The 26,369-nt window shown below is 41.4% G+C and carries 27 protein-coding genes; 16 read left to right on the top strand and 11 right to left on the bottom strand.

The genetic code is table 11. From position 1 onward, the window contains the following. Nucleotides 1-30: 30 nt before the first annotated feature. Both BKH46_RS01585 and BKH46_RS01580 read right to left on the bottom strand, forming a co-directional pair. Nucleotides 31-1,710, bottom strand: a complete 1,680-nt coding sequence (locus BKH46_RS01585; protein ID WP_095225083.1) for a phosphoethanolamine transferase — start codon at nucleotides 1,708-1,710, stop codon at nucleotides 31-33. Nucleotides 1,711-1,902: 192 nt separating this feature from the next. Then, nucleotides 1,903-3,567, bottom strand: coding sequence for a phosphoethanolamine transferase (locus tag BKH46_RS01580; protein ID WP_172402524.1), 1,665 nt, complete (start codon nucleotides 3,565-3,567; stop codon nucleotides 1,903-1,905). Between the two features lie 245 nt (nucleotides 3,568-3,812). Here BKH46_RS01580 and BKH46_RS01575 point away from each other — a divergent pair, with 245 nt between their 5' ends. Further along, complete coding sequence (locus tag BKH46_RS01575; protein WP_095225081.1) at nucleotides 3,813-5,759, top strand: 6-hydroxymethylpterin diphosphokinase MptE-like protein; 1,947 nt, start codon at nucleotides 3,813-3,815, stop codon at nucleotides 5,757-5,759. Between the two features lie 93 nt (nucleotides 5,760-5,852). Here BKH46_RS01575 and BKH46_RS01570 read toward each other — a convergent pair whose 3' ends face one another. Next, the gene (locus BKH46_RS01570) at nucleotides 5,853-6,644 is read right to left on the bottom strand and encodes an ATP-binding protein (protein ID WP_095225080.1); all 792 of its coding nucleotides are present in this window, start codon (nucleotides 6,642-6,644) and stop codon (nucleotides 5,853-5,855) included. Nucleotides 6,645-6,656: 12 nt separating this feature from the next. After that, complete coding sequence (locus tag BKH46_RS01565) at nucleotides 6,657-7,997, bottom strand: MFS transporter (protein WP_095225079.1); 1,341 nt, start codon at nucleotides 7,995-7,997, stop codon at nucleotides 6,657-6,659. 101 nt (nucleotides 7,998-8,098) lie between these two features. Here BKH46_RS01565 and BKH46_RS01560 point away from each other — a divergent pair, with 101 nt between their 5' ends. Beyond that, a complete protein-coding gene (locus tag BKH46_RS01560) occupies nucleotides 8,099-8,758 on the top strand; it encodes a non-canonical purine NTP pyrophosphatase (RefSeq protein ID WP_172402523.1) in 660 nt (219 codons plus the stop codon). 77 nt (nucleotides 8,759-8,835) lie between these two features. Here the strand turns inward: BKH46_RS01560 and BKH46_RS01555 are convergent, their stop codons facing one another. Together BKH46_RS01555 and BKH46_RS01550 are read right to left on the bottom strand one after the other, a co-directional pair. Beyond that, nucleotides 8,836-10,248 carry a methyl-accepting chemotaxis protein gene (locus tag BKH46_RS01555; RefSeq protein ID WP_095225077.1) on the bottom strand — a complete coding sequence of 471 codons (1,413 nt, stop codon included), beginning with the start codon at nucleotides 10,246-10,248 and terminating at the stop codon, nucleotides 8,836-8,838. An 11-nt stretch (nucleotides 10,249-10,259) separates the two neighbouring features. After that, complete coding sequence (locus tag BKH46_RS01550; RefSeq protein ID WP_095225076.1) at nucleotides 10,260-10,799, bottom strand: PAS domain-containing protein; 540 nt, start codon at nucleotides 10,797-10,799, stop codon at nucleotides 10,260-10,262. A gap of 141 nt (nucleotides 10,800-10,940) precedes the next feature. Here BKH46_RS01550 and truB point away from each other — a divergent pair, with 141 nt between their 5' ends. The 13 genes from truB (at nucleotide 10,941) to BKH46_RS01485 (ending at nucleotide 19,836) form a co-directional block, all read left to right on the top strand. Beyond that, nucleotides 10,941-11,789: a tRNA pseudouridine(55) synthase TruB gene (gene truB / locus BKH46_RS01545; RefSeq protein WP_253248269.1), complete on the top strand. Its 849-nt coding sequence runs from the start codon at nucleotides 10,941-10,943 to the stop codon at nucleotides 11,787-11,789. Beyond that, nucleotides 11,764-11,994, top strand: a complete 231-nt coding sequence (locus BKH46_RS01540) for a carbon storage regulator (RefSeq protein ID WP_095225075.1) — start codon at nucleotides 11,764-11,766, stop codon at nucleotides 11,992-11,994. The genes truB and BKH46_RS01540 overlap by 26 nt, the downstream gene beginning before the upstream one ends. A 10-nt stretch (nucleotides 11,995-12,004) precedes the next feature. After that, the gene (locus BKH46_RS01535; RefSeq protein WP_095225074.1) at nucleotides 12,005-12,793 is read left to right on the top strand and encodes a 4-(cytidine 5'-diphospho)-2-C-methyl-D-erythritol kinase; all 789 of its coding nucleotides are present in this window, start codon (nucleotides 12,005-12,007) and stop codon (nucleotides 12,791-12,793) included. Further along, a complete protein-coding gene (smpB, locus tag BKH46_RS01530) occupies nucleotides 12,787-13,251 on the top strand; it encodes an SsrA-binding protein SmpB (protein WP_095225073.1) in 465 nt (154 codons plus the stop codon). The genes BKH46_RS01535 and smpB overlap by 7 nt, the downstream gene beginning before the upstream one ends. Beyond that, nucleotides 13,248-13,709 (top strand): TonB-system energizer ExbB, encoded by a 462-nt coding sequence (gene exbB / locus BKH46_RS01525; RefSeq protein ID WP_095225072.1) that lies wholly within the window; start codon nucleotides 13,248-13,250, stop codon nucleotides 13,707-13,709. Before smpB ends, exbB begins: the two co-directional genes overlap by 4 nt. Nucleotides 13,710-13,718: 9 nt before the next feature. Next, the gene (locus BKH46_RS01520; RefSeq protein WP_095225071.1) at nucleotides 13,719-14,117 is read left to right on the top strand and encodes a biopolymer transporter ExbD; all 399 of its coding nucleotides are present in this window, start codon (nucleotides 13,719-13,721) and stop codon (nucleotides 14,115-14,117) included. A gap of 65 nt (nucleotides 14,118-14,182) precedes the next feature. After that, entirely contained in the window at nucleotides 14,183-14,317 is a 135-nt protein-coding gene (gene rpmH / locus BKH46_RS01515; protein ID WP_095225070.1) for a 50S ribosomal protein L34, read from the top strand. A gap of 15 nt (nucleotides 14,318-14,332) precedes the next feature. Next, nucleotides 14,333-14,689 (top strand): ribonuclease P protein component, encoded by a 357-nt coding sequence (gene rnpA, locus BKH46_RS01510; protein WP_095225069.1) that lies wholly within the window; start codon nucleotides 14,333-14,335, stop codon nucleotides 14,687-14,689. A 52-nt stretch (nucleotides 14,690-14,741) separates the two neighbouring features. Then, a complete protein-coding gene (gene yidD / locus BKH46_RS01505; protein WP_095225068.1) occupies nucleotides 14,742-15,092 on the top strand; it encodes a membrane protein insertion efficiency factor YidD in 351 nt (116 codons plus the stop codon). A gap of 14 nt (nucleotides 15,093-15,106) precedes the next feature. After that, complete coding sequence (gene yidC, locus BKH46_RS01500) at nucleotides 15,107-16,771, top strand: membrane protein insertase YidC (protein WP_095225067.1); 1,665 nt, start codon at nucleotides 15,107-15,109, stop codon at nucleotides 16,769-16,771. Next, on the top strand, nucleotides 16,768-17,598 hold the full coding sequence (locus BKH46_RS01495; RefSeq protein ID WP_095225066.1) for a Jag N-terminal domain-containing protein: 831 nt from the start codon (nucleotides 16,768-16,770) through the stop codon (nucleotides 17,596-17,598). Before yidC ends, BKH46_RS01495 begins: the two co-directional genes overlap by 4 nt. Continuing rightward, the gene (gene mnmE, locus BKH46_RS01490; protein ID WP_095225065.1) at nucleotides 17,591-18,961 is read left to right on the top strand and encodes a tRNA uridine-5-carboxymethylaminomethyl(34) synthesis GTPase MnmE; all 1,371 of its coding nucleotides are present in this window, start codon (nucleotides 17,591-17,593) and stop codon (nucleotides 18,959-18,961) included. Before BKH46_RS01495 ends, mnmE begins: the two co-directional genes overlap by 8 nt. Beyond that, nucleotides 18,958-19,836, top strand: a complete 879-nt coding sequence (locus BKH46_RS01485; RefSeq protein ID WP_143428896.1) for a pyridoxal-phosphate dependent enzyme — start codon at nucleotides 18,958-18,960, stop codon at nucleotides 19,834-19,836. Before mnmE ends, BKH46_RS01485 begins: the two co-directional genes overlap by 4 nt. Nucleotides 19,837-19,839: 3 nt before the next feature. On the opposite strand, the gene BKH46_RS01480 is transcribed toward BKH46_RS01485, so the two are convergent. Genes BKH46_RS01480 through BKH46_RS01470 form a run of 3 tightly spaced genes read right to left on the bottom strand, consistent with a single transcriptional unit; the run spans nucleotide 19,840 to nucleotide 22,784 of the window. Continuing rightward, complete coding sequence (locus BKH46_RS01480) at nucleotides 19,840-20,562, bottom strand: TerC family protein (RefSeq protein WP_095225063.1); 723 nt, start codon at nucleotides 20,560-20,562, stop codon at nucleotides 19,840-19,842. Beyond that, a complete protein-coding gene (corA, locus tag BKH46_RS01475; protein WP_095225062.1) occupies nucleotides 20,563-21,525 on the bottom strand; it encodes a magnesium/cobalt transporter CorA in 963 nt (320 codons plus the stop codon). It abuts the gene before it with no gap. Between the two features lie 29 nt (nucleotides 21,526-21,554). Further along, nucleotides 21,555-22,784 (bottom strand): phosphoglycerate kinase, encoded by a 1,230-nt coding sequence (locus BKH46_RS01470; protein WP_095225061.1) that lies wholly within the window; start codon nucleotides 22,782-22,784, stop codon nucleotides 21,555-21,557. Nucleotides 22,785-22,840: 56 nt separating this feature from the next. Between BKH46_RS01470 and BKH46_RS01465 the strand changes: the two genes are divergently transcribed. Further along, entirely contained in the window at nucleotides 22,841-23,053 is a 213-nt protein-coding gene (locus BKH46_RS01465; RefSeq protein ID WP_095225060.1) for a hypothetical protein, read from the top strand. Between the two features lie 111 nt (nucleotides 23,054-23,164). Here BKH46_RS01465 and BKH46_RS01460 read toward each other — a convergent pair whose 3' ends face one another. Next, nucleotides 23,165-24,763, bottom strand: coding sequence for a bifunctional anthranilate synthase component II/anthranilate phosphoribosyltransferase (locus tag BKH46_RS01460; RefSeq protein WP_095225059.1), 1,599 nt, complete (start codon nucleotides 24,761-24,763; stop codon nucleotides 23,165-23,167). 9 nt (nucleotides 24,764-24,772) lie between these two features. Further along, complete coding sequence (locus BKH46_RS01455) at nucleotides 24,773-26,215, bottom strand: chorismate-binding protein (protein WP_095225058.1); 1,443 nt, start codon at nucleotides 26,213-26,215, stop codon at nucleotides 24,773-24,775. Nucleotides 26,216-26,369: the final 154 nt, after the last annotated feature.

Here is a 26,369-nt window from a genome sequence, read left to right as displayed (position 1 = left end):
CTTGACTTTGATGGGTATTATACAAGAATATTACTTGTGCCCTGTGTTTGGATACTTCAGTGCATCATAATCCCTCTCTTTGCAATAAATGCGTTTGCGATGGGTATCAAAATGGGGACTAAAAATATTTTTAGAGCTGATATTATCTTGAGTTGTGATACCAATGAGTGGAAGAAGGGATTGGATAAAATCATCAGTCATAAAAGGTTTATTCAAAGCTGATTGTATGGCTTGAACCTTTTGTGGGTGGAGTTTTTTAAATGTATCACTCACAAAAATCATGAACGGAATATCAACCCCATAATTACTGCAACGATGTCCAATGCTCCCATCGGTTTCAAAAATATCTTGTGCGTGATCACTGAGATAAAAAACAATGCTATCACTATCATTGAATAGATGAAAAATCTCATCAAGCACAGCGTCTGTATAAGTAATCGAATTGATGTAATCAGCGACTTTTTGGAGGTCACTATTTTTGGTGGTGTGGAGGTTTTGTGTGGGGATATTATCGGCATAGAATTTCTTGAAGCCAAGGGGGTATCTGCTTTTATAGTCAAAATGCGAGCCCTCTAGGTGGAATACAATTAGATTTTTCTTGCCTAAATTTTTCTTGTGTTTTTCAAATAAATCGAGCAATTTCCCATCATACATATCTGTTGTGCTGTTTTTGAGCTGTGTCCAATAGGCCAGATCTGCCCTTGCAGCAAGGGCGCTGTGTTTATTGCCCCATACGCTGATTTTTTCTTGATTGGAAAACCAAAGAGTTTTATAGCCTGCCATTTTCATAGTATCAATGAGATTCATTTGCTGATACCACGGAATTTGTCTGTTTTCATAATCGCTAAAATTCAGTAATGTCGTAAAGACAGATTCTGTGCGGGCTTCTGGGGCGATGACATCTCTGAAGACAAAGAGATTGCCATTTTTCTGGGCTTGGTCTAGGTGGGGGGTGGTAGAGAGTGGATAGCCATAGATATGCATAAAGTTTTTAGACGCACTCTCGCCAATGACAATGATAATGTTGGGAATATCGGCGTGATTTTGGGTGATATAGGCGTGGGAGTTTTTGAGGTTGCTTTCTATGTTTTTTCTGTAATCTTCGTATTCTTTTAGGGCTGTTTTTGTGTGCTGCATACTTGTGAGTGCGGTGTAGATGGTGTTGGGGATATTGATAAGTGAAGCGAGCTTTTCTAATGTGTGGAAGCTATCATCTCTGAAATAATCTTTAATACCAAGTGTCGCAAAAACAATGCACGCAAGGGCTAGGAAAATCCCTGCAAATTTTTTATTGATTGTTAGAATAAAGTCTTTTTTGATGGTAAAAAATAGCACGCAAAGCAGCACATAAACGATGAATAAAACGATATTATCCTCCATTGTCATATAAAAAGTCATAAAATTTTTACTTTCTTGGAGTTGGGTGGCTAGAAGTGCGTCCAATACGCCTGTTTCAATCTGTGTGTTGAAATTGAATATACAAAACAATTCTATCAAGCCAAGGAGCATACAAATGATGGTGATGGCAGTTTTGATGATGGATTGGACTTTTGTGGATCGGATAAAATCAAGCAAAAAATAAACTGCCAAAATAAATATGAAGCTATAAAGCCCAGCGCGTGTGTAGTTGCTTATCTTGCTAAAGGGTGCAAAGAGAGGCACTAATATGTTGATGAGGATAAAAATATAAAATCTTTTGTCTAAATTCATTACAATCCTTAAAAAATCAAATTAAAATAAAAATCAAAAAGTTATATTTTATAATAAATTATATATATTTGAGTGCAAAGATTATCCCTTAATGCTAAAATATTTTAATAAATATTGTAATCAATATAATTAATATATCTTTTTGAGCTTTATGGATAAAATTTTTAAATAAACTAGGCAAGGGGCGAGGGGTTATGGATACTTCAGTGCATCATAATCCCTCTCCTTGCAATAAATGCGTTTGCGGTGGGTATCAAAATGGGGACTAAAAATATTTTTAGAGCTGATATTATCTTGAGTTGTGATACCAATGAGTGGAAGAAAGGATTGGATAAAATCATCAGTCATGAAAGGCTTATTCAAAGCTGATTGTATGGCTTGAACCTTTTGTGGGTGGAGTTTTTTAAATGTATCACTCACAAAAATCATAAACGGAATATCAACCCCATAATTGCTGCAACGATGTCCAATACTCCCATCGGTTTCAAAAATATCTTGTGCGTGATCACTGAGATAAAAAACAATGCTATCACTATCATTGAATAGATGAAAAATCTCATCAAGCACAGCGTCTGTATAAGTAATCGAATTGATGTAATCAGCGACTTTTTGGCGACTATCTTTGAAGGAAGTATGCAAGCCTTGGGTATTGATGTCTTGAGGGGTGAATTTTTGATAATCAGAGGGGAATCTGTCTTTGTAATCGGGGTGTGAGCCTTGCAAGTGGAATATAATCAGATTTTTCTTGCCTAAATCTTGCTTGTGCTTTTGAAATAAATCTACTAGCTCTCCATCAGGCATAGCAGACACAACGGCCTTGATTTGTGTCCAAAACGCTCCATCAGCGCGTGTAGAGAGGGCAGAGGGGACATTACCATACACGCTGATTTTTTCTTGATTGGAAAACCAAAAGGTCTTATAACCTGCCATTTTCATAGTATCGATGAGATTCATTTGCCGATACCACGGAATTTGCCTATTCTCATAATCGCTGAAATTTAGCAGCGTTTGGAAAACAGCACTGGTGCTTGATTCTGGGGCGATGACATCTCTGAAGACAAAGAGATTGCCATTTTTCTGGGCTTGGTCTAGGTGGGGAGTGGTAGAGAGTGGATAGCCATAGATATGCATGAAGTTTTTAGACGCGCTCTCGCCAATGACAATGATAATGTTGGGAATATCGGCGTGATTTTGGGTGATATAATCAGCGCTTTTGAGATGATTTGCCATATAAGCTCTGTAGTTTTCATATTCTTTTAAATAGCCCCTTGTGTGGGAGATTCCTGCTCCGATTGAATAGAAAAAGTTGAGCATATTCACAGCTTGTAATGAGCGTTTGAGTGTGTGGAATTTGTTGTCTTGGATATGGTCTTTGATGGTAAATACCACTAAGGCTAGGACACATAGGGCTAAAAATATCTGCCCCCATCGCTTGCTGATAGGATAGACCCAGTCTTTTTTGATAGCAAAAAACAATATACAAAACACAGCATAAGCAATGAGTAAGATGATATTTGGGGGCATTGTGAAATAGAATTTTAAGAAGCTATAAGTTTCTATTTTTTGCGTGCTTAAAATCACATCGATAAAAGCGGGATTGAAAGGGATTTTGAAATTCAAAAAACAAAAAAACTCTACAAAGCCCACGATGATAGTGATCCAAACAATGACATTTTTAGCGATATGGGATATTTTCTTTGGGATACCCAGTCCATCTAAGATATAATAGATCCCTGTGATAAAGATAAAACCACAAGCAATCGCTGCAATAATATGGAAAAGTTTTGAGGTGGGGTCAAAAATTTGCGTTACAATATTGATAATCATAAAAAAATAAAACCTTTTGTCTATAGCCATCAAAACTCCTGTAATTTTCAGATACATAATTATATATTCAAAATGATAGATTTTGTTGCTATTTGAATTATTTTTCTAACAAATCAAAATTTATTTTTTATTTTTGATATCGAGTGGACGTGGAGTTGTGGTTGGGTGATTGTGGGGTATAGTTGAATTTTGACTTTTTTGCTTGATTTGGGTAAAGTCAGCCCCATAAACAAAGATAGCAAAAAAGTAAAAATCAGTAGTGTTTGGGGGTCAAGATGACATTTTTAGAGATTTTAAAAAGCAATAACCACGCAACAATTGAACTTGAAATTTCAAAGCGATTTGCCAAAAATATGGAATATTTCCACCAGACCTCACCCCGCCTTTTTGACGCACTCAAAGAGCCTCCCAGCCAATACAACCTGCTTTTTGATACCCAAGGACTCAATATCATCAATATCAAAAACCAGCAGCTCACTTTCCCTTGCACGCACGAGGGACATCAGATGGTAGCTATTTGTGAAGACATCGCCCAATCCCCGATTTCTAATCCCCGATGGAAAATCCATACCAATCATATTTATTTAGACAAGATGGACACAGCCAAGCTCCCTATCACGGGGGCTGCTTGCAATCAATTTATCGACTTGCTCTATCAGCACGGGGGGATCAAAGAATATTATTTGAGCCGTTCATTTCTGCCATCAACGACTATTTTTGGGTTGTTGGGTGGGTTGTTTTTGGAGTTTATCCGTGAGCGCGGTGTGTTTTTCCACTCATTGCTGCTTTTTGAAGAAGATATTGATATGTTTCGTATCAGCTGCTATTTTGTCGATTATGAAGAGCTTTTTGCGAGCACTTCCCCTAAAAGTTGCTATATTTTTGTTAAAGATTTGGTGGATAGGTTTTTTATACGCAACTTTTTTGCACAAAAAAAGATCACAAATAATTTTTTGCGCCTTGAGCTTAAATTATATGCAGGGAAGAAAATCGATAGAGCGCAACAAGTCATTGCAGAAGAGTATGCGAGCAATTCTAGGGGGTGGGGGAGCTTTGAAGATGAGATGATCGGGGTAAAAAATACCTTCAAAAATATCCTTTCTACCCCTATCAAATACCCCATACTCAACCTCCCTAAAAGAGTCAATGTGCCCATTTGTGTCATCGGCAATGGGGCGAGCTTAGATGGTTTATTGCCCTTTATCAAAAGCAATCAAGATAAAATGATTCTTTTTAGCTGCGGGACGGCTTTAGGGCCCTTGAGGGCTTATGGTATTCGTCCTGATTTTCAGATAGAGATTGAGCGCATTGATTATCTTGTTGATGTGCTCAAAAATGCTCCTTTGGGCGATGTAACGCTGATTGGGGGTAATATGATCCACCCTGAGGCCCTATCTTTAGCCAAAGAGGCATATGTTTTTATGCGCGGGGGGTCGGCGAGCAGTTATTTGTATAGTCCCAAAAGTGTGATTGAATACAGCGCGCCTTTTGTGGGTAATGCAGGTTTTGCGTTGGCTTGCCAGCTAGGGAGCGAGGTGTTGATATGCGGCTTGGATTGTGGTTATATTGAGGGGTTGGGTAAGCACGCAAGTGAGTCATTTTATGGCAAAGAGAGCTTTAAATTGCCCTCAGATGCGGTGTTGGTGCGGGGTAATTTTGATAAAGTTGTCTATAGTGATTCTATCTTTTTGCTCTCAAGCCAACAAATCACGCAAGCCATCAAGACTTTTGAACCTAAAATGGTGCTAAATCTGAGTGAGGGGGCGTATATACAAGGGGCTAGACCTACGCACACTGCGGAGTTTGAATTTGTTAAAATCAATAAAAAAAAGGCCATCAAGCAAATCAAGAGTTATTTCACCAAAAACCCTAAAGAAATTTTTAAAGACACAAGCCCTGATTTATATACAAGCGAACTCTCTGCGTTTAAAGATGAGCTGATAGGGCTTTTCATGACAACAATCAAGACAAAAAAAGAGCTTTTTGCCTTGATTGATAAGGTCAATACACTCTGTGCTAAAAAGAGCTTTGCTCTGCCATTTGTGGGGATTTTATTGGAGGGGTCTTTGGCGCATATTTCCCAGAGCCTTATGATTGCGTCTTTGCATTTGCCTAATGACACAATCGGGGCGTTTTATAAAGACGCAAAGCTTGTGGTTTGGGAGGCTTTGGATAAGATGATGTTTCAATATCGTTTGCAGGCCTTGTTAGAGCCAGCTTGAAATATCAGCTGTCTATAGGGCTTGGAGGGGTCTGCTTGGAGAGGTTTGTTTGGAGGGGTTTGATGGGGCTAATGGGGGTGGTAAAATCTAGCTTTAGTGTTCAAAGTATTGTTTATCGCTGAAAGTCTGTGCGTGCAAGTTGCAAAAGGCGTTTTTGAGAGATTTGAAAAACTCAGGATTGGTCGCTTCCATTTGTGTGAGAAGATTTTTTGTCGCTCCTCTAGCGATAGGGGGTTTGTCTGAATCGGGCTGTTTGGCAGGGCAGTTGCAATCAGGTGCTGTCAGTATGTTTTGTGATGTAACAAAATCAATGCTCTGTCGTTCGCGTATGTGTATGAGGGGTCTGATGACTTCTATGCCGTTTTCGGCTCGATAAATAGGGGGCATGCTCCTCAAAGCACCATTATAAGTAAGGTTCATAAAAAAGCTCTCAGCAGCATCATCGAGATGATGGGCGATAGCGACTTTGTTATAGCCCATTTCAAGTGCCTTGCTATAGAGAGATCCACGGCGCATACGAGAGCAAAAACTGCAATAAGAACTCCCCTCGCGCCGTTTTTCTTTGATTGTATCTGCGATAGAGGTATAGCAGATTTCATGGGGGATACCTTGGAGTGTGCATAATTCAGAGAGCCACTCAAAGTTTTCGCCCAGACCATAATGGATCGTGACTGCTTTGAATTCAAAATGAAAAGGGGCGTGCCGATACATTCTCTCTAGCACACAAGCCAAAAGGATCGAGTCTTTCCCTCCGCTCAAGCCCAACAATACCTTATCGCCCTCTTGGATCAGACCATATTCTGCGTTGGTTCTGCCGACGATATTGAGGATTTTTTTGCTGATTTCATATTTTTTGGGTTTGGTGTTTGCAGTTGTTTGCTCCATTGGGGTGTGTCCTTATTTTTTAAATGGTTGGCATAGTTGTAAGATTTGGTTTTCTGTGTATTTTTGGGCATCGTATTTTACAATGATTATTTTTTCACTCTCATTGATATACCACTCAATGATTCCCTCAAGCCCACTGATAGCTTTGAATTTGTCTGGATAGTAGTCTTGAGTGGGGAGGTAGATGTTTTTTTGTTTGGCAGGGTTGTGTAAAAATAAAAGTGTGATGATCCAAAAGACACACAAACACACGACCACCAAGGCAAGTATCTCTATCCCCCATAGATGATACAATACGCCCCCTGCTGTCCCTCCGATAAAAGAGCCGATATAGCCATAAGTAGTGAAAATCCCTAGAGCAGCCCCTCTTTGATGGGCTTTAGCGTATTTGCTCGCTAGGGATTGCATGATGGGTTCTAAGGTCGCAAAACCGATAAAAAATATCATAATCCCTGTGATAAAAAGCCAGATTTTAGGCTCAGAGGGGTGGGTATCTGAAAAGGCAATGCAGGCATAAGCGATTAAGAACAATAGCACACCATAAGACATCACAAATTTAGCTTTTCCGTATTTTTCAGCAATGATACTTGCAGGCGCCATCGCTAGGATTCCTAATATTGCCCCTGGGGTGTAGATTTTCCATAATCCCTCTTCTGTGAAGCCAAAGTCTTGGACGATGACTAGGGGAATGATGACAAAGATGAGGGTCATTAGCATTTTTTCTAGCAAAGAGCTGCAGTTGATGATCCAGAGGTTTTTGTCTTTTAAAGCGCCTTTCCATTGGGGTTTGCCCTCAAATGAATAGGTGATTTTAGGTGTGTTGGGGACTTTTGTATAGAGCAAGACCATCGAACATAGTGTCAAAAACGCTGTGATACCAAAAAGCCAATTTGCTCCAAAGCTCGCTCCGATGATAGGACCAATTAGCATTGCAAGAGTAAAGCTTGCAAAAATCCCTCCACCCATAATCGCCATTGCCTTTGTGCGCTGCTCTTCTTTAACCAAGTCGCTAATTTGCGCACTCACCACCCCGCCTACAGCGCCTGCTCCTTGAATCAGCCTGCCGATGACAAGCAGCTCGATATTGTGCGCAAAAGCACAGATGACAGAGCCTATCATAAAAACAAAAAGCCCGAGCATTACGATGGTTTTACGATTGTATAAATCACTAGCAATGCCAATGGGGGTCTGGAAGATGACTTGCGTGAGATAAGCACCCCCTACAGCAAGTCCTAGCATGAGCGGAGAGGCATTGAAGCTAGTGGCATACAATGAGATGACAGGCAAAACGATGAAGAGTCCTAAAAATCTGAGTGCAGCAATCCCTGTAAGAGGGAGGGTAGTTTTTATCATTATCAAACCTTTTTAAAATAGAATATAGATTGTTTTGCTATGATTATAGCTAAAAAAGATTGATAGATTTTGAGAAAAGACCCTATAAAAAAGGCAAGAATTTGCAAGAAAAGATAAAAATATGGATTGGGAGTTCTAATGCAGGCAAGACCCAAGAAATCCAACAGATTTTTAGTGGGTTTGATACCATTGCTAACTTTGAGGGCTTTAGGGGGCTTGAAGTGGAGGAAAATGGAGAAAGCTTTGAGGAAAATGCACTGATAAAGGCCAGGGCATTTTATCGCGCTTTAGGCGAGGGGAGGGGCGATGGGTTTGTGCTAGCTGATGATAGTGGGCTGTGTGTTGGAGCGCTAGCAGGGAGGCCGGGTATTTATAGCGCACGGTATGCGTATCTAAGCCCTGCAAATATTTCTAAAGATAGCCCAAAGCCCATACAAAATGCTAGCGATAAAGAAAATATCGCTTGTGTCATCAAAGAATTGCATCAAAAATCCATCCACTCTTCAGCAGCGACTTTTGTGGCTGCGATTGCTCTTGTGGGGTGTGTCAAAGGAAAATATATAGAAAAACTCACACGGGGCGAGCTAGAGGGCTTGGTGGTGGATACTCCAAGGGGGCAAAATGGCTTTGGCTATGATGGGATATTTGTCCCTTTGGGTTTTGAGCGCACATTAGGGGAGATGGAGGCTTTTGAAAAAAATCAAATTTCTCACAGACGCAAGGCCTTGCAAGAAGCCAAGCTATTTTTGCAATCTCTTTAAGGCTATGCTAGCTAGTGTTTGGGGGTTTTGTAATCTTGTCTTTATCTCTATTTTTATAATTCTATTTTTGTTTATTTTTATGTCGATGCGTGATGGACTTCTAATCGAGCAAACAGCTGCTTGCTTAAGGCTTCGAGTGCTTGGATATTTGCAATGATGGTTGTGGCAATATCGGTTGTGATCATCTCTGCAGTGGCGTTGAGTGCGTCTTGAGAGTGTTTGGAGATTTGTTCTTCAAAGCGCTCTAATTCTTCTTGCGTGCATAGTTTTGTTAGGATTTCTTTGCTTTCTTGGTTGTCTAATAGCGGGGAGATGGGGTTTTTGTCTGGGATTTCTTTTGAGGCTTGGTGGTTGAGATGGAGATAGATGTCTGATTTGTATGCGATATGGTCAAGCTTTGTGATAGAGAGCGTGAGGTATTGGGAGAGGTGTATGAAGACTTCAGAGAGCTGGTTGCTATTTTGCTCCATATCTTCAAACACAGCATTGAATTGGGTGACCTTATCTTGAGAGGTGCTAGCGATTTTATAGATTGCTTCAGAGCTTGTTTGGATACTATCGACTTCTTGCTGCATGGTTTGGATAGCGATGGAAATTTCGTTGGTGGCTTTATGGGTCTTTTCAGCGAGCTTTCTGATTTCATTAGCAACGACTGCAAAGCCTTTGCCGTGCTCTCCTGCTCTTGCAGCTTCTATGCTGGCATTGAGGGCTAGGAGATTGGTTTGTGTGGCAATATCAATAATGAGTTCGATAACATTGCCGATGTCTTGGGATTTTTGGGCAAAGCCACTGATTGCTGCATTGCTTTGGTGCATTAAGTCTATGAGATTGTTGATAGATTCTGTCACAGAAATCACTTCATTTTTGCTCGTGTTTGAGAGGGCTTTGATGGTTTGGATTTGCTTATCGATACTATGCATGAGCTCAATATCTGCCCCGAGTTCGTTAGAGATTTTTGAGAGATGGTTGTTCTGGTTTTCTAAGTTAGTATCCATCAAGGATTTAGAGAGGGCGTTTTTGGTATTTTGCTGGTAGTTTTTCTTGATATTTTCTAAGATTTGATTGATATTATGGATATTTTGATAAAAAGTCCCTTTGAGCCCTAGGGCAATCCCCTCACGCCAGAATTCATTTTTGCCCGATGCTTCAATAGTGGCCTTGATTTCACGCAAAAATGCTTCTAAATGATCGAGTGTGTCATTGAGATTATGGGCGATTGTAGTGAGATTTTGACTCCCTTGTATGCGCGTGATCCGTCCTTCAAAGTTCCCTTGTATGAGCTGGGAGGATAGGTGTGCAATCTTTTGTATGATAGCTGTGTCTTTTTTGTTTTTGATGATTTGGAGTGCTTGTGAGAGGATAATGATGATAAAAATACCGCCAATCCATATCCCACTCCATATCCCATTTGCTGCTGGGCAGAAAAAAATACTGCCAATCAATCCCATGAGGGAGAGGGCGATGGTGATAGCAGAGAGTTTTGTTTGCATAAAAATCCTTTTTAATCTGCTTGAATTGGCTCAGATTGCATTGGCTCAAGACCCCCACAAGCCATTTGCATTTCAAGAATTATCTGATTGTAGGGCTTTGCTGCTTTTTGAGTGAGTTGTTGGAGCCATTGCATGCCACCTGTGATATTTTCAGTCTTTTCAATGCCCTTTAGCTGGGTATAGATTGCAGCTATATCTGTGAGCGCAGTGGGATTTGGCTTGCGCCGCACAGAGTAATACCCGATAATATTGCCTTGTGTGTCAAAGCTAGGAGTGATATTGGCAAAAACCCAATAAAATTCCCCGTATTTGTTTTTGTTTTTGACAAAGGCAAAAATCTCTTGGCCTTTTTGGATATAGTCCCATAGGAGCTTGAATACACTTTTTGGCATATCAGGGTGTCTGATGATATTATGGGGCTTGCCAAGGAGCTCGCTTTCTTGGTATTTGGAATATTGCAGAAAATCTTTATTGCAATAGGTGATATGGCCTTTGAGGTCAGTTTTTGAGGTGATGAGGGTATCAGGGGCTAAGATTAATTCTTGATCCATCAATAGCTTCTCCTTTTTGTTTCTTATTATGCCCTATTATTTTGCAAAGGGAAACAAGAAAATCAAGAGAATTGTGAGTAAGAATTATAGATAGTGGATTCAATTTAAAGCTTGAATAATGGAAATGAAAGGAGTCAATATTTGGACGCATTGATGGGAGCATACAAACCAGCACAAATTTCTTGCAATCGTTTTTTGTGCCATCTCAAAAGGCTCTATGGAGTCAAAAAGGCCGGCTATTCAGGCACATTAGATCCCTTTGCTAGAGGTAATGTGATTGTGGGGTTTGGGAGCTATACAAGACTTTTCCCCTTCATCACCAAAACACCCAAGGTCTATGAGGCGACTTTGTGGTTGGGGGCAGAGAGCTTGAGCTTGGATACAGAAAATATTGTTTCTGTGTCTGTGCTAAATGCGTTTTCTCAAAGTCAGATTCTTGAAGTTTTAGCTTCTTTGCGTGGCGAGATCACTTACACCCCGCCAATTTATAGTGCTAAAAAAATACAAGGCAAAAGAGCTTATGCATTAGCTAGGGCAGGGGCAGAGGTCAAGCTCAAACAAGTTAAAATGCAAGTGTTTGATTTGGAGCTTTTGTGTTATAACCACCCTTACATTAGCTTCCGTATTTGCGTGTCTGAGGGGGCGTATGTGCGGAGTGTGGGAGCGATGATCGCAGAGAGATTGGGGGCTTGTGGTGTGTTGAGCTCTTTGGAGCGCTTGAGCGAGGGTAGGGTGAGTTCTAAGAGTGGGGAACATCGATTCATTGACCCCTTAGAGGTCTTGGACTATCCTATTCTCACAGATACTACAGCTTTGATACGAGAAAATCTTTGGTTGGGGAGAAAATTTGTGATAGAAAATCAAAAAGCAGGTGTGTATATAGCCAATTTTGAGGATTTTTTTTCTATAATTGAGATTTTAGAAGAGGGAAGCGTGAAGTATTTATTAAACAGGATGCATAAAAATGTTAATTTTATCAAGAAAAGCTGATGAGGGCATTGTGATCGGAGAAAATATCCATATTAAGGTCATTTCTATCGACAGGGGGAGCGTGAAATTGGGCTTTGATGCGCCACCCCATACATTGATTTTAAGATCTGAACTCAAAGAGGCCATCACTTCTGAAAACAAAAAGGCTTCCAACGACATTGCTAAAGATGCCCTAACATCTATAGGCAAGGCAATCAAACACTAAAGAGGCAGCATTGATATTTGAAGTATTCCCAAAATTAAATATTTTTTTAAAAATTGTAGGCTTTCGTGGGTCTTATCACAAGATATTTTCGCGTTTTGTGCTTGCGCAAGGGGAGGTCAAAGATTATATTGCAATCAAAAGTGGGAGTGGATTTTCTCTAAAAGGGGATTTTGGCTGCGAGCAAGCTCAAAACTTGATTTACAGGGCTATTTTAGCACTCAAGGGGTTTTTAGACGCTAGAGGGAAAGATACGCATTTATTGGATACTCTGCATATTGAAGTCCAAAAGGGCATTCCCAAAGGTGCTGGGCTTGGTGGGGGGAGTGCTGATGCGGGGGTGTGTCTTCAGAAAATCAATGAAATGTTTGCTCTGGGGCTCTCTGCTGATGCATTGCGCCTGATTGGCTCTAAGGTTGGGGCAGATGTGGCGTTTTTTACCAGTGGGTTTGAGAGCGCAAATGTATTTGGTATTGGCGAGATTTTAGAGAAATTCGATGAAAAGAGCGCTGCATTTGAGATTTTTGTCCCGGATATTTTTTGTGATACACGCGTTGTGTATGCACAATATGATATGATGTTTGGCAAAAAGCCCTTGCCTTCTGCTGACTTTTTGCAGCAAAAAAACAAGCCCAGTATAGAATTTTTATCGGCTTATCAAAGAGAGGAGCTCAATGATTTGTTTTGCGCAGCTCTAATGGCATATCCTGCACTCAAAGAAATCCATCAAGACCTAGGCTCAGAGTGGTTTTTCAGCGGGAGTGGGAGTAGTTTTTTTCGCTTAAAGGAGCAGGGTTGTTAGCTATTGCTCAAAACAAAAAGGCTTGGTTTGATTATGAGGTGTTAGAAACACTTGAAGCAGGGATTGTCTTGCTAGGCTCAGAAGTCAAGGCCTTGCGCAAGGCTCGCGTGAATCTCAAGGATAATTTTGTCAAAATCATACGCAATGAAGCGTTTTTGTTTGGCGTGCATATTTCTTATTTGGATACGACCCACCCACATTACAGACCTGATGAAAGACGCGAGCGCAAGCTACTTTTACATCGCAAGCAGATCGATAGACTCTTTGGAAAAGTGGGAATGGAGGGGCTGAGTATTGTGGCTTTGAAGCTGTATTTTAACCAAAAAAATAAAGCAAAGGTGCAAATAGCCCTTGTGAAAGGCAAAAATCTACACGATAAACGCGAGAGTATCAAAAAACGGATACTTGATAGGGAAGCACAAGCAAGTGTAAAAAATTTTTATAAGGGTGAGCGATGAAGGAATGGCTAGATTATGGGATTTTGATTTTTCTGGGATTTTTGTCTATTGTGGTGGTGGCTATTGGTATTGAGAGAGTATGGTTTTATGCGGTGGTGCGAGTAGATGATTATGCAGATAAAAGGGAGTTAGAGCTTGATTTACACAAGCGATTGACACTGATTGCTACGATTGGGTCTAATGCCCCTTATGTGGGGCTTTTAGGCACCGTGGCAGGGATCATGATTACTTTTATAGACATTGGCTCTCACTCTTTTGTCGATACCAAAGCCATTATGGTAGGGCTGGCCTTAGCGCTCAAGGCTACGGGTATGGGGCTGATTGTGGCTATACCTTCGATTGTTATTTATAATATGTTAGTCAGAAAAAGTGAGATCATCATCACTAAATGGGATATTTATCACAACCCACCCACTCAAGTCAAAGACGCGCCCAAACGCCTAGACAAGAATTCCTAAAGGCATATAATGAAAAAAATGGATTCAATGAATCTCGTTCCTTTTATTGATATTGTGTTGGTGCTTTTAGTGATTGTGCTGACTACAGCGTCTTTTGTTTCGACTTCCAAGCTCCCTATCAATATCCCAAAAGTCGATCAAAACTCCTCACGCACCCAAGAAGAGCTTGATAAAAAACAAGTCAATATCGCCATCACCAATGGAGGTAAATATTATTTAGACAACAAGGCTGTGAGTTTTGATGCATTAAAAAATGCCATCACCTCCTTTCCCAAAGACACGCCCATTATCTTGCAAGGCGATAAAGATAGCAATTTAGATAGCTTCATCAAGGTAGTTGATTTGCTCCAAACACACAACCTCAAAGAGCTCTATATCCTTGTTGAAGATAAGGACAAAACCCAATAATTTCAAAGTATATTTAAGTAAAAATCACTATAATATAAGCTTGATTTTAACCAAAAGGCATAGCAATGAAACGAACATACCAACCACACAACACACCAAAGAAAAGAACGCACGGATTTCGCACGCGTATGAAAACTAAAAATGGTAGAAAAATTATCAATGCCAGAAGGGGCAGGGGCAGAAGAAGACTCGCAGTCTGATGGGGTCTAGGCTGCGTGGATTCTCTCAAAAGTAAAAAAGAATTTGATATTGTCTATAAACGGGGCTCCAAGAGATACACCAAGCATTTCACTCTCTATCTCCTCAGGCTTGATGACAAGGGCTTATTATCAGCACGCAAGACTCTTATGAGTGATGATTTTTTGCTAGGTCTGAGCGTTTCTAGGAAAATTGGCAAGGCTGTTAAGCGGAATTTTATTAAGAGAAGAATAAGATTTATGTGTAACAAACATCTTGAAAAACTGAAAGATTACGCGTTGATTTTTGTCGCTAAAGAGGGGGTGGCAAATATCTCTTATGCGGGGTTGGAGCTGGATTTTTTGAGATGTTTGAGGGGGTATTTGAGATTTTGAATTCTTTTGATATTTTGAGAAATATTTGGCGTAGTGCTCTTGGAAATTTTAAATGAGAAGAAATTTTTTTTATTTTTGGGTCTGTTTGGGTGCTCAAAAGCTCGTGATTTTGTATCAGAAATTGATTTCTCCTTTTCTCCCAAGTAGCTGTAGGTATTATCCAAGCTGTTCAGAATACGCACTTTGGAGTCTGCAGTTCAATCAGCCTTTGAGGGCTTTTTATCAGATTTTTTCAAGAATCTTGCGGTGCAATCAGTTTTTCAAGGGGGGGATTGATTACCCCATAGGTCATAGAGTGTTAGAAAAAAACTTTTCTACACCTAAAAAAATCACATTTTGGCTGATTCCATTGGCAGCTTGCCAGTGTCCAAAGACAAAATTTTATATCATCAAATCATTATAGGATAGGTAATTTTAGTGAAAGACAACAATTCAAATCTCAGGATTATTTTAGCTGTGGCCATTTCGTTTTTGTTTATCGTCGTGTATAGCTATTGGCAAAAGCCTGCCACAGCCCCTTTGAGCCCAGAAACTAGCGCGCAATCCCAAAGCACACAAAACGCCCCCGCCCCCTCACTCACCCCCAAATCCACTGCCCCCATATCTACTGATAGTGCCTCTAGTGGAGTGATAGCTACGATTACTTCTAAAGATTTTCAGATAGATATTGATTCGCTTGGCAGAATCGCTCAAGTCTATCTCAAAGACAAGAAATTCACTGCTCCTAGCCAAGAGGGATTTTTTGCCCATATCAAAAGACTTTTTGGCTTTGCTTCCACCCCGCAAGTCCCCCTCAGCAAGCTCCCACTTCTAGGGGCTGATACGCTCAAGCCCTTAGAAGTGCGCTTTGGAGATGTCGCTATCAATAATGAAGCTTTTAGTGTGCCTTATGAAGCTTCAACAAATCAAATTGAACTGGATACAACGCCCCAGACTTTAGTCCTCACCCAAAAGCTCAAAGCCCTCACTATCAAAAAAATCATCACTTTTTACCCCAATCTCAAATATGATATTAAAATCGAGCTCGATCACAGCAACCTCCCTTATGTCATCACAAGTGGTCAAAGGCCTGTCGCTGATGCTGATGGGTATGCCTTTCATGGTGTTTTGCTAGAAACAAGTGAAGACAAGATAGAAAAATTTGAAGACAAAGATGTCAAGAAGCTTGAACAATTCAATGGCACAAAGTTCATTGCCAGTGCAGATCGTTATTATACTTCATTGTTTTTCACACGCGCTCCTAGCGGCTTTGATGCTATCGTTGATGCAGAGGCAGGGAGCAAGAATCCTTTGCCTTTTGTGTCTTTAAAGGGAAATGCGAGCATTGAGGGCTACATAGGTCCTAAAGATTACATAGCCTTAAAACAGATTTATCCGATCCTTACTGATGTTGTCGAGTATGGTATGATTACATTTTTTGCCAAGCCTGTGTTTTTGCTTCTGAATTTTTTGCACACTTACATAGGGAATTGGGGTTGGTCGATTATCCTTTTGACTTTGATTGTGCGTATTATCTTGTATCCTTTGAGTTATAAGGGTATGGTGAGTATGCAACGACTCAAAGAGCTCGCTCCGAAGATGAAGGAAATCCAAGAAAAATACAAAGGCGACCCCCAAAAACTCCAATCAAGTATGATGCAGCTTTATAAAAAGCACGGGGCCAATCCCATGGGTGGGTGCTTGCCTTTGATACTCCAGATACCTGTGTTTTTTGCCATTTATCGCGTGCTGTATAATGCTGTTGAGCTCAAAAGTGCTGGCTGGATTTTGTGGATCCATGATTTATCGGTGATGGATCCATATTTTGTATTGCCTCTTTTGATGGGGATTTCGATGTATATCCATCAAGTTCTCACGCCCAATACCATTGCTGACCCAATGCAAGCGAGGATTTTCAAGCTCTTGCCTGTGGTATTTACACTCTTTTTGATTACTTTCCCTGCTGGATTAGTGCTTTATTGGACTGTGAATAATATATTTTCAATTATCCAACAGCTCTTGATCAATAAAATGCTTGAAAGAAAAAAGGCACTTGAGATCCAAGAACACCACGAACACCACCATCATAGTGAGAAAAAATGAAAAAGATCCGTGCAAGAACCTTGCAAGAAGCTATCACACAAGCATCTATAGAGCTAGGTTGCTCTGTTACAGAGCTTGATTATGAAGTGATACAAATCCCATCTAAGGGCTTTTTGGGTATGGGTAAAAGGGACGCTATCATCATCGCAGCACCCCTCAAGACCTCCACTCCCCTCACCCCAATCACCCCGATCCCCTCACCCTCTCAACCCTCCTCTGCTCCCACGCCCACGCCCCATCTCAAGCAGCCCATATCTATAACTCCAAAGCCCAGCTCCAATCAGCCAAGCCCAGAGGCCAAAAACTCTAGCGAGGTCAAAAACTCCAGCATTGAAGAAGCATTTTTTAAAGATACGACTGATACACAAAGTATCACACAAGAAATCCAAGCCGAGCTCAAAAGACTTTTTACCTTTATGCCCTATAAAATCGATCGCATTGAAGTCGCACTCTATGACGCTCAGACACTTTCTATCACGCTCAATGGCGAGGATTCAGCGTTGATGATTGGCGAGAAGGGCTATCGGTATAAAGCGCTCTCTTATTTACTTTTCAATTGGATACACCCCAAATATGGCTACAATATTCGCTTAGAAATCGCACAATTTTTGAAAAATCAAGAAGAAGCGATGGATATTTATCTCCAAAATATCATCACAACCGTATATGAGCTTGGCAAAGCCCAGACTAAGCCACTTGATGGCGTGCTCGCTTATATTGCCTTAAAAAAACTCCGTGAAACTTTTCCCAACAAATATGTTTCTTTTCGCACCAATTCTTTAGATGAGCGTTATATTATCGTCAATGACTTTATCCGCAATGAATAATCACGATACAATCGTAGCTATCTCTACCCCCCAAGGAATCGGGGCTATGGCGATTATCAGAATGAGCGGGTCAAGGGCTTTAGAGATTGTTTGTGCTTTGAGTCAAAAAAGCAGTTTTTCCCCTCGTTATGCGACTTTATCGGCTATCTATGATGGAGTGGGCGATTTGGTCGATGAGGTGATTGTGATTTATTTCAAAGCCCCACATAGCTATACGCGAGAAGATGTGTGCGAGATCCAATGTCATGGCGGGCTTGTGAGTGCGCAGATGATTTTGCAGCTTTGTTTGCAAGCAGGTGCACGCCTTGCGTATGCGGGTGAGTTCAGCAAAAGAGCTTTTTTGAGTGGTCGGATAGATTTTTCACAAGTCAATGCCATAGCACGATTGATCCAATCTAAAAGCGAGCACATGACTAAAGTTTTAGCTCGCCAGCTCAAAGGCGAGTTGGGAGAGTTTGTAGAAGAAGTGCGGGAGGGGCTTTTGGGCTTGCTTGCGCATAGTGAAGTGATGATTGATTATAGCGAGGAAGATATTCCTACTGATATAGCTGCAAATATCACTTTGCAGCTTGATGGACTTAAAAATCGCTTGCAACGCGTGTATGACTTTTCAAGTATGCGCCAAGGCTTGGTGGAGGGGTATCGGCTTTGTATCATCGGTAAGCCCAATGTCGGTAAAAGCTCTGTTTTGAACGCTATTTTGCTCTATGACCGCGCTATCATCAGTCCGATTGCTGGGACAACAAGGGATACAATCGAGGAGAGTATCCAAGTGAGTGGGCATTGTATCAGGCTCATTGATACAGCAGGTATCAGAGAAACGCAAGATACTATCGAGTCTTTGGGGATACAAAAGAGTCTTCAAGCTGCTAAGGAAAGCGATATTATTTTGGCTGTTTTTGATACTTCTAGGGAGTTTGAAGCTGAAGATAAAGAAATTTTAGCGCTGCTTGAAGCGAGCAAAAATCAGCATTGTATTATTGTGTTGAATAAAAATGACTTGCCACAAAAGATGGATACAAAAGCCTTTAGCCACTCTTGTAACTTCCCATATCAAGCCATTTCTATCAATGCCAAAGATACCCAAGATTGTGCCTATCAAATCAAGGAGATTTTGAGTGCTATCTTGCAAGAAGACCAAGCAGGGAGTGAGGTGCTTTTGACTTCTTTGGGTCAAATGCAAGCACTCAAAGCCACGATTGAGAGTCTTCAAGAAGCTTTGAGAGTGTGGGAAACTTTGGAGCTTGAGCTGTTTTCTTATCATATCACAGATGCAATCCAAGCCATTTCGAGTATCACCCACCCATATGAGATCTCTGAAATGTTTGATAAAATGTTTGGAGAGTTTTGCTTGGGAAAATGAGAGAAGATATATCGCTGCGATTTCCCTCGCCCCTAGAATCCTATGTTTGGCGGGGTAAAAAGGTCTATATCAAGCGCGATGATTTGCTCCACCCTCTTTTTAATGGCAATAAAGCACGCAAATTTGAATCCCTCTTATACCAGCCCTTAGAGGGCAGGACATTAGTGAGCTATGGGGGCAATCAATCCAATGCGATGTTTGCACTCTCTTATATCGCTAAGCACAAACGTTGTCAGTTTGTGTATTTTACGCCACCATTGAGTGGGTATCTGCAAGCAAATATACAGGGCAATCTCTTGTATGCTTTGCAAAATGGGGTTCGTTTGGAGTTTGTCCATGGCAATTTAGAAGCTCTCAAACACCAAGCACTTGATTTTTGCACAGCCCAAGGTGGGGTGTTTATCCCCCAAGGTGGGTCTCATGCAATCGCTCATATGGGTATTGAAAGGCTTGCGTGTGAACTGCAGAGAGATGTGGTGGGGCTAAAAGATTTGGCTATTTTGTATGTGTCTGGAAGTGGTGTGAGTGCAGGGATTTTGGCGCATTTTTTCCCGTGTGTTGTTAGCGTGGGAGCAGCAGGGGGTGCTTTGTATTTGGCTCAAATGCTCCAAGAAGCGCAAGCAGGCACTCTGGAAGCAATCCTTGCTCCTAGAGCAAAAATCCCCTTTGGTAAGCCCAATGCAGAGCTTTATGCGATTTATTCAGAGTGGTTGGAATTAGGCGTGGAGTTTGATTTGATTTATGATTGTTTGGGGTGGTTGTGCTTGTATGAGCATATGGAGAGATTTGCCCATAGAGATATTGTGTTTATCCACTCAGGGGGCTTGCTGGGTAATCACACCCAGAAGCAACGATATTTGCGATTGCAATCTTAGGCTTTAAGAGGATTGTTTATTTTTCTTGCTCGCATAGATATTGATACACTCCACCCCCAAAGAAAAGCCCATAGCAAAATAAATATAGCCCTTAGGGATATGGAAGTCTAATCCATCAGCAACAAGGGCGATCCCCACCATCAGCAAAAACGACAATGCCAAGGTCTTGATTGTGGGATTTGCCTCGACAAAAATAGAAATGCTCTTAGAAGCTGCCATCATCACCAAAACAGCCAAAATAATAGCAATCACCATTACAGGCAGATGATCAGCCATACCCACAGCTGTGATGACAGAATCTAGTGAAAAAATAATATCTAAAATCGCAATTTGAAGCAGTATAGAAAAAAAGCCTGAAGCTCCCTTTGTGTGGGATATATGCGATTCTTTGGGATTGAGCTGGGCGTGGATTTCGTGTGTGCTTTTATAGATCAAAAACAGCCCGCCTAAAATCAAAATCAAATCCCTGCCAGAGATGGCGTTTCCTTTGATTTCAAAAAGTGGGCTTGTGAGTTTCATGATCCAAAAAAGCGAAGCAAGCAAGGCAATACGCGTCAGCATTGCTAGGCTTAAGCCCAGCACTCTAGCCTTATCTCTTTGACGCTCGGGTAGTTTGCCTACTAAAATTGCAATGAATATGATATTATCAATCCCTAAGACAATCTCAAGGAGTGTGAGTGTTGCTAAAGCGATCCATGCGCTAGGGTCTGTGAGCCACTCTAACATTTATAGCCACCCTTTTTTCTTGAAATAAATCACAGGCAAGATGGTAGAAATAATCATCACGACAATTGCAAGTGGATAGCCAAACTCCCAATCAAGCTCAGGCATATATTTGAAGTTCATGCCATAAATTGTGCCAATGAGTGTGGGGGGCATCATTGCCATTGTGGCTACGGTGAAGACCTTGATGATTTTGTTTTGTTCGACATTGATTTGACTTGTGAAAAGGCTTTGGATATTGTCTAAAACATTCATATTAACGGTGGTAAATTCTACAAGTGAGTTGATGTCTTTGAGGACGATGGTTAAGTTTTTTTTGACATCAATATCGATTTTATCGCTTTTGAGTAATGCAGTGATCGCACGCCTTTTGTCAAAAAGCGAATCCCTAAGTCCCATATTGAGCTCTTGGAGGCTAGAGAGCTTGGCTAAGATATCATCGTGGTCAAGGTTTTTTTCATTGAATACGACATTTTTTCTCAAATCGCTTGTTTCTCGCCCAGCGCTCTCAAGCAAATCAGCGTCTTTTTCAATGCGCACTTCAAAAATCTTAGCAATCAGATCAAAGCCATCTTCAAAGTTTTTAGGACTGGCTAAAACGCGTTGTTGGATCTCATCAAAGACCTTGAATTCATTGTAACGAATCGTGAATAAAATGCCTTTATAGAGGATAAAAGTCACGGTTTGATTGTGGAGCTCTAGCCCTGCATTTCTCATCAGAAAATAAGTATTGATCGTGATACTTGTGCTATCTTCCCAATATCTCGCACTCTGTTCGATCTCTTCGCGCTCTTCTTTAGTGGGGATATCTAGCATATAGGTTTTTGCAATATAAGACACTTCTGCACTCGTGGGGTGTAAAAGGTCGATCCAAAGTATCATACCCCCCTCCAAACAAATATTTTCAGTGCTTTGGAAACTTTCTCTGGTAACGAGGGCTTGTTTTTTTATAAATACATTCATCATATTGCGACCTTTTAAGTGGGCTTGCTGACCTAGGGCTGGATAAAATCTGCTTTTTTATCTAGGACTTCAAATGCAGGCAAGATTTTGCCCTCAAGTAATTCAAGTGATGCGCCCCCTCCTGTAGAAATAAAGCTCATATTATCCCGTTCGCCTGCTTTTTCAATCGCATCGGCTGTATCCCCCCCACCGATGAGAGAAAACGCATAGGTATCAGCGATAGAATGCGCGATATTGAAAGTCCCGCGTGAGAATTGTGAGATTTCATACACGCCCAAAGGGCCATTCCATATGATTGTCTGGCTAGAATGGACAACTTGTGCAAAGAGCTTAGTGCTTGCAGGGCCAATATCAACAGCCATATGGCCTGAGGGAATATCTTGCGCAGGAGTGATTTTGATATGGGTATGGTTTTTGATATCATCAGTGCTGACAACATCAACAGGCAAATAGATCTTGACCCCTTTAGTCTTAGCAAGGGCTAAAATCTTAGTCGCATCAGCGAGCAGAGCGTCTTCAGTGAGCGAGGCTTGCATATCATAGCCGAGTGCTTTTAAAAATGTGTTACTCATTGCCCCACCGATGATGATTTTATCGACAACATCTAAGATATTGATGAGTAATTCAAGCTTGGAGCTGACCTTGCTCCCACCTACGATGAGTAAGACAGGTTTGAGTGGATTGGCAAGGGCTTTAGCAAAAGAATCGATTTCTTTTTTGAGTAAAAGCCCAGCGACTTTTTCTTTAGCAAAGCTAGCGATCCCATAAGTGCTTGAATGCGCGCGGTGGCTTGTCCCAAAGGCATCATTGATATAGACATCACACAAGCTCGCAAGGCTTTGGCTCAATTCAGGGGAGTTCTGCTCTTCGCCCTCATAAAAGCGAATATTTTCTAGCAAAATCACTCCACCTTTAGGCAGTGTGTCTTGGAGAGTTTGTGCAGACTTGATACTATCAGCAAACGCGACATTTTTATCCAAAAGCCGCTCTAGGCGCTTGAGTATATGCTTGAGTGAAAACTCTTGACTCTTGCCCTTAGGGCGCCCTAAGTGGCTGACTAGCACGATGGAATGGGGATTGTTGTCAATGCAGTAGTTGATAGTGGGGATCGCTTCTCGGATACGCGTATCATCAGAGATATTGAAATCTTTATCCATAGGGACATTGAAATCTACACGAATAAGTATTTTTTTGTTATTGATTTGGATATCGCGGATACTTTTTGTTTGTTGCATCAAGGTGATGCTGGCTACTTGTAACATGATCAAACTCCTTAAAATAGCTAAAAATAAATATATGATTTACATCTATGAACCTGATGGGCTTTGAGCCCTCATTGGGCTTGGCAAAACAATCAATGCGCTATCTTTACTCAAAGTATCCCCACTCAGCAGAGTGCCTTTCTCTAGGAGAACTTCAATCAAGAATACGCACCAACCATAGCAAGCAAAATCAAGTTCTTGATTCTATCAAAACCAAGCTTGCAAACAGCCAAAATATCTTGAAGTTTTTGGCGATTGTGCCCACATAGCACAAACTAAGCCAATCTAGTGAGGGGGGGGGTGCGAACTCAAAGCACCAAGCCGAGCCAAATCAAGCCAACTAGACCAAGCCATATGCAAGCAGGGGGATAGGGGAGGGGTTAGAGTGTTTGGTGGCTGAGTTGCTTGAAGGCTTGGAGTGTATCAAGGACTTTTTTGCTTTTTAGGATTTCTTTTGCTTGAAAATACCCCTCTTTTAAAGAAGAGGCAAGTCCGTATAAATAGAGTCCTGCCCCAGTGTTTAGGCATACTAGATCGTTTTTTGCTGAGGGGATATTGTTGAAAATATCCATAGTGATTTCTTGATTGGTCGCGCTATCCCCACCCACTAGCATTGAATGGGGGACAAAATCAAGCCCCACTTCAATGGGCGTGAAATCATAGCTCCAGATTTTGCCGTTTTGGAGTTCTGTGATTTTTGTCGGGGCAGTGAGTGAAATCTCATCATATGCATCAAAGCCGCTCACAACCAAAGCGTGTTTGATACCCAAAATATTTAGTGCTTCAGCGATGACTTCTGTGTAATCTTTGTTGAAAACACCGATGAATTGGTGTGTGACTGCAGCAGGATTTGCCAAAGGGCCAATGAGATTGAAGGCAGTTTTAAAGCCCAATGATTTTCTTGCTTGACTTGCAAAGCGCAGCGCGGAGTGGAATTTGAGTGCGTATAAAAAGGTAATGCCTAGCTGTTTGTAGCAGTGGATACAAGTTTCTACACTCATTTGGACATTGACACCCAAGCGCGCAAGCAAGTCTGCAGAGCCTGATTGGCTTGTGACTGCGCCATTGCCGTGTTTGATGATTTTGACCCCTGCAGTGGCTAAGAGGAGCGATGTAGTGGTTGAAACATTGAAAGTTTTATTGGGACTCCCGCCTGTCCCTACGATATCCATACGCTTTTCATCTCCTAAGGGCAAGGGGAAAGATACGGCCTTTTTTTTGAGGACAGAAGCAAAGCCAGCGAGCTCTTCTGCTTGCACCCCTTTGATTTCTAGGGCTGTGAGTAGTGAGCCGATTTGCGCATCGCTCATATTGCCCTCTGTGAGTTCGTCCATCATATCATAGGCTTCTTGGAAGGTGAGATTGCAAAGAGTGAGGGTCTTTTTGAGATAAGTTTTGATCGGGATACTCTCTCTGCGATAGTGCAGAAAGTTTAAGATCATCTTTTCGCCCTCCTCTGTGCCGATAGACTCAGGATGGAACTGCAAGCCTATGAGTTGGAAATATTTATGCTCAACAGCCATCACCTCCCCATCGGGGGTTTTTGCTGTGATTTCTAAGAAATCAGGAATATCAACCTCTCGCCCTGCTAGAGAGTGGTAGCGGACAATGGGCGTGTTGGGAGAGATATTACGGAATATGCCCCGTGCGTTGTGTTCTAGGGGTTCGATTTTGCCGTGCACAATGCGTTTGGCTGATACGATAGGCACATTAAAGGCCGCTAAGATCGCTTGATGACCCAAGCATATGCCTAAAATAGGGTAGATACCTTTGAATTCTTGGACAATTTGTATGGAAATACCCGCTTCTTGAGGGGTCTTAGGACCAGGGCCTATGATGATGTATTTGGGGTTGATGTTTTTGATGTCTTCGATAGTGATTTTATCGCTTCTAACGACCTTTATGGGGTGGTTGAACTTAGAGAATACTTGATAGAGATTATAGGTGAATGAATCATAATTATCAATCAATAAAATCATAGATTTTCCTTAAGAGTATTGTTGTGTGATGGCTTCAATGAGCGCGAGCATTTTATTTTGAGTTTCGATGTATTCACTCTGTGGGTCTGAATCATAGACAATCCCTCCACCTGCTTGGAGATAATAAACCCCTGCTTGATAGATTGCTGTTCTGATGGTGATTGCACTATCGAGGTTGCCATTTTTGTCAAAATAGCCAATCAGTCCTGCATAAATACCGCGTTTGTGCGGCTCAAGGGCATGGATTGTCTTGATGGCTTGGATTTTGGGTGCGCCGCTGACTGTGCCTGCGGGGAAAGTCGCATAAATCGCGTCTTTAGAGCTGTAACGCTGTGTATCTAGCTTGCTTTTGATTTCAGAAACAATATGCATGACTTTGGAGTATTTTTCGATGGTTTTAAATTCTGTGAGTGCCACGCTACCAGCTACACTGACCTTGCCTAGGTCGTTTCTGCCTAAATCAACGAGCATTAGATGTTCGGCATTTTCTTTTGGATCATTTAAAAGCTCTTTTTGGATACTGAGATCTTTAGCAGGTGTTTGGCCTCTAGGGCGTGTGCCTGCGATGGGTCTGAGCGTGAGCTGGGCGTCTTGGGATTTGACCATCACTTCAGGGGAAGCACCTAAGATTTTGAAGCGATCAAAGTCGAAATAAAACATATAAGGGCTGGGGTTTTTGTGCCTTAGGTTGCGATAAGCCTCTAGTGGGGGCAGGGCAGTTTGGATTTGCATACTTTGTGATGGCACGCATTGCAAGAGATTGCCCCGATAGATTTCATCTTGGATTGTTTGGACTGCTTGTGTGTAGTAGTCTTGTTTGCTAGGAGAGATGATTTGTGTGGGGTAAGACTTTTCTGTGTAGGGCGAGGGCTTGAGGGCGTGTAGGGCGTCTTCTATGTGCTTGATATTTTCAGAGATGGGCGCAGGGCAGGTTTCTTTGGCGTAGTTTGTGCTGATGATATAGGCTTCATCATAGAGATGATCAAAGATCAAAAAATCCCGCCCAAAGATAAACGCACAATCATAAGTGTCAATGAGTTTGGGTTTATCCAAGCAAATATCTTCGATTTCTTCAAAAAATTCATAACCCAAATAGCCCATACCACCTAAGGGAATAGGGATATTTTGGAGTTCTTGAGGTTTAGAGGGGGCAAGCTCTCTGAAAAATTCTAGCCAATCTAAAAATTTCTTGCTGCTATCTTTAGCGCTTAGGTCAATGGTGGATTTTTGTGTATCTTGTGCGTGCAGATAATATCTGCCTTGGTCTTTGATGACCCAAAAAGCACTTTTGAGCATCATCAAAGAAAATCGCTCCTTGCCTGTTTCTTGATAAGCAGATTCTAAAAGCACCCGTGCGGGGATATTTTCGAGCACAGCCAAAGGCGTGAAGCTATCGGCAATTATTTTTTTGAAATGGATTTGCGCGCAAGACTTGGAGGTAAAATCAAACATCAGAGCAATCTCCCGTTGTGTGTTTTTGTGTGTTTTATTTTTAGATTATACATTAAATATTGTTATAGAAACTCCTTAGAAAGGATAAAATTAACCAATAGTTGCATATGCAACTATTAAAATTTTTGTGCTATACTTCACCCTTACTTCACGC

Source organism: Helicobacter sp. 12S02634-8 (genome assembly GCF_002272865.1).
Classification (GTDB): domain Bacteria; phylum Campylobacterota; class Campylobacteria; order Campylobacterales; family Helicobacteraceae; genus Helicobacter_J.
The sequence above is the reverse complement of the archived record's forward strand: the minus strand, read 5'-3'. Positions and strand labels throughout refer to the sequence as shown.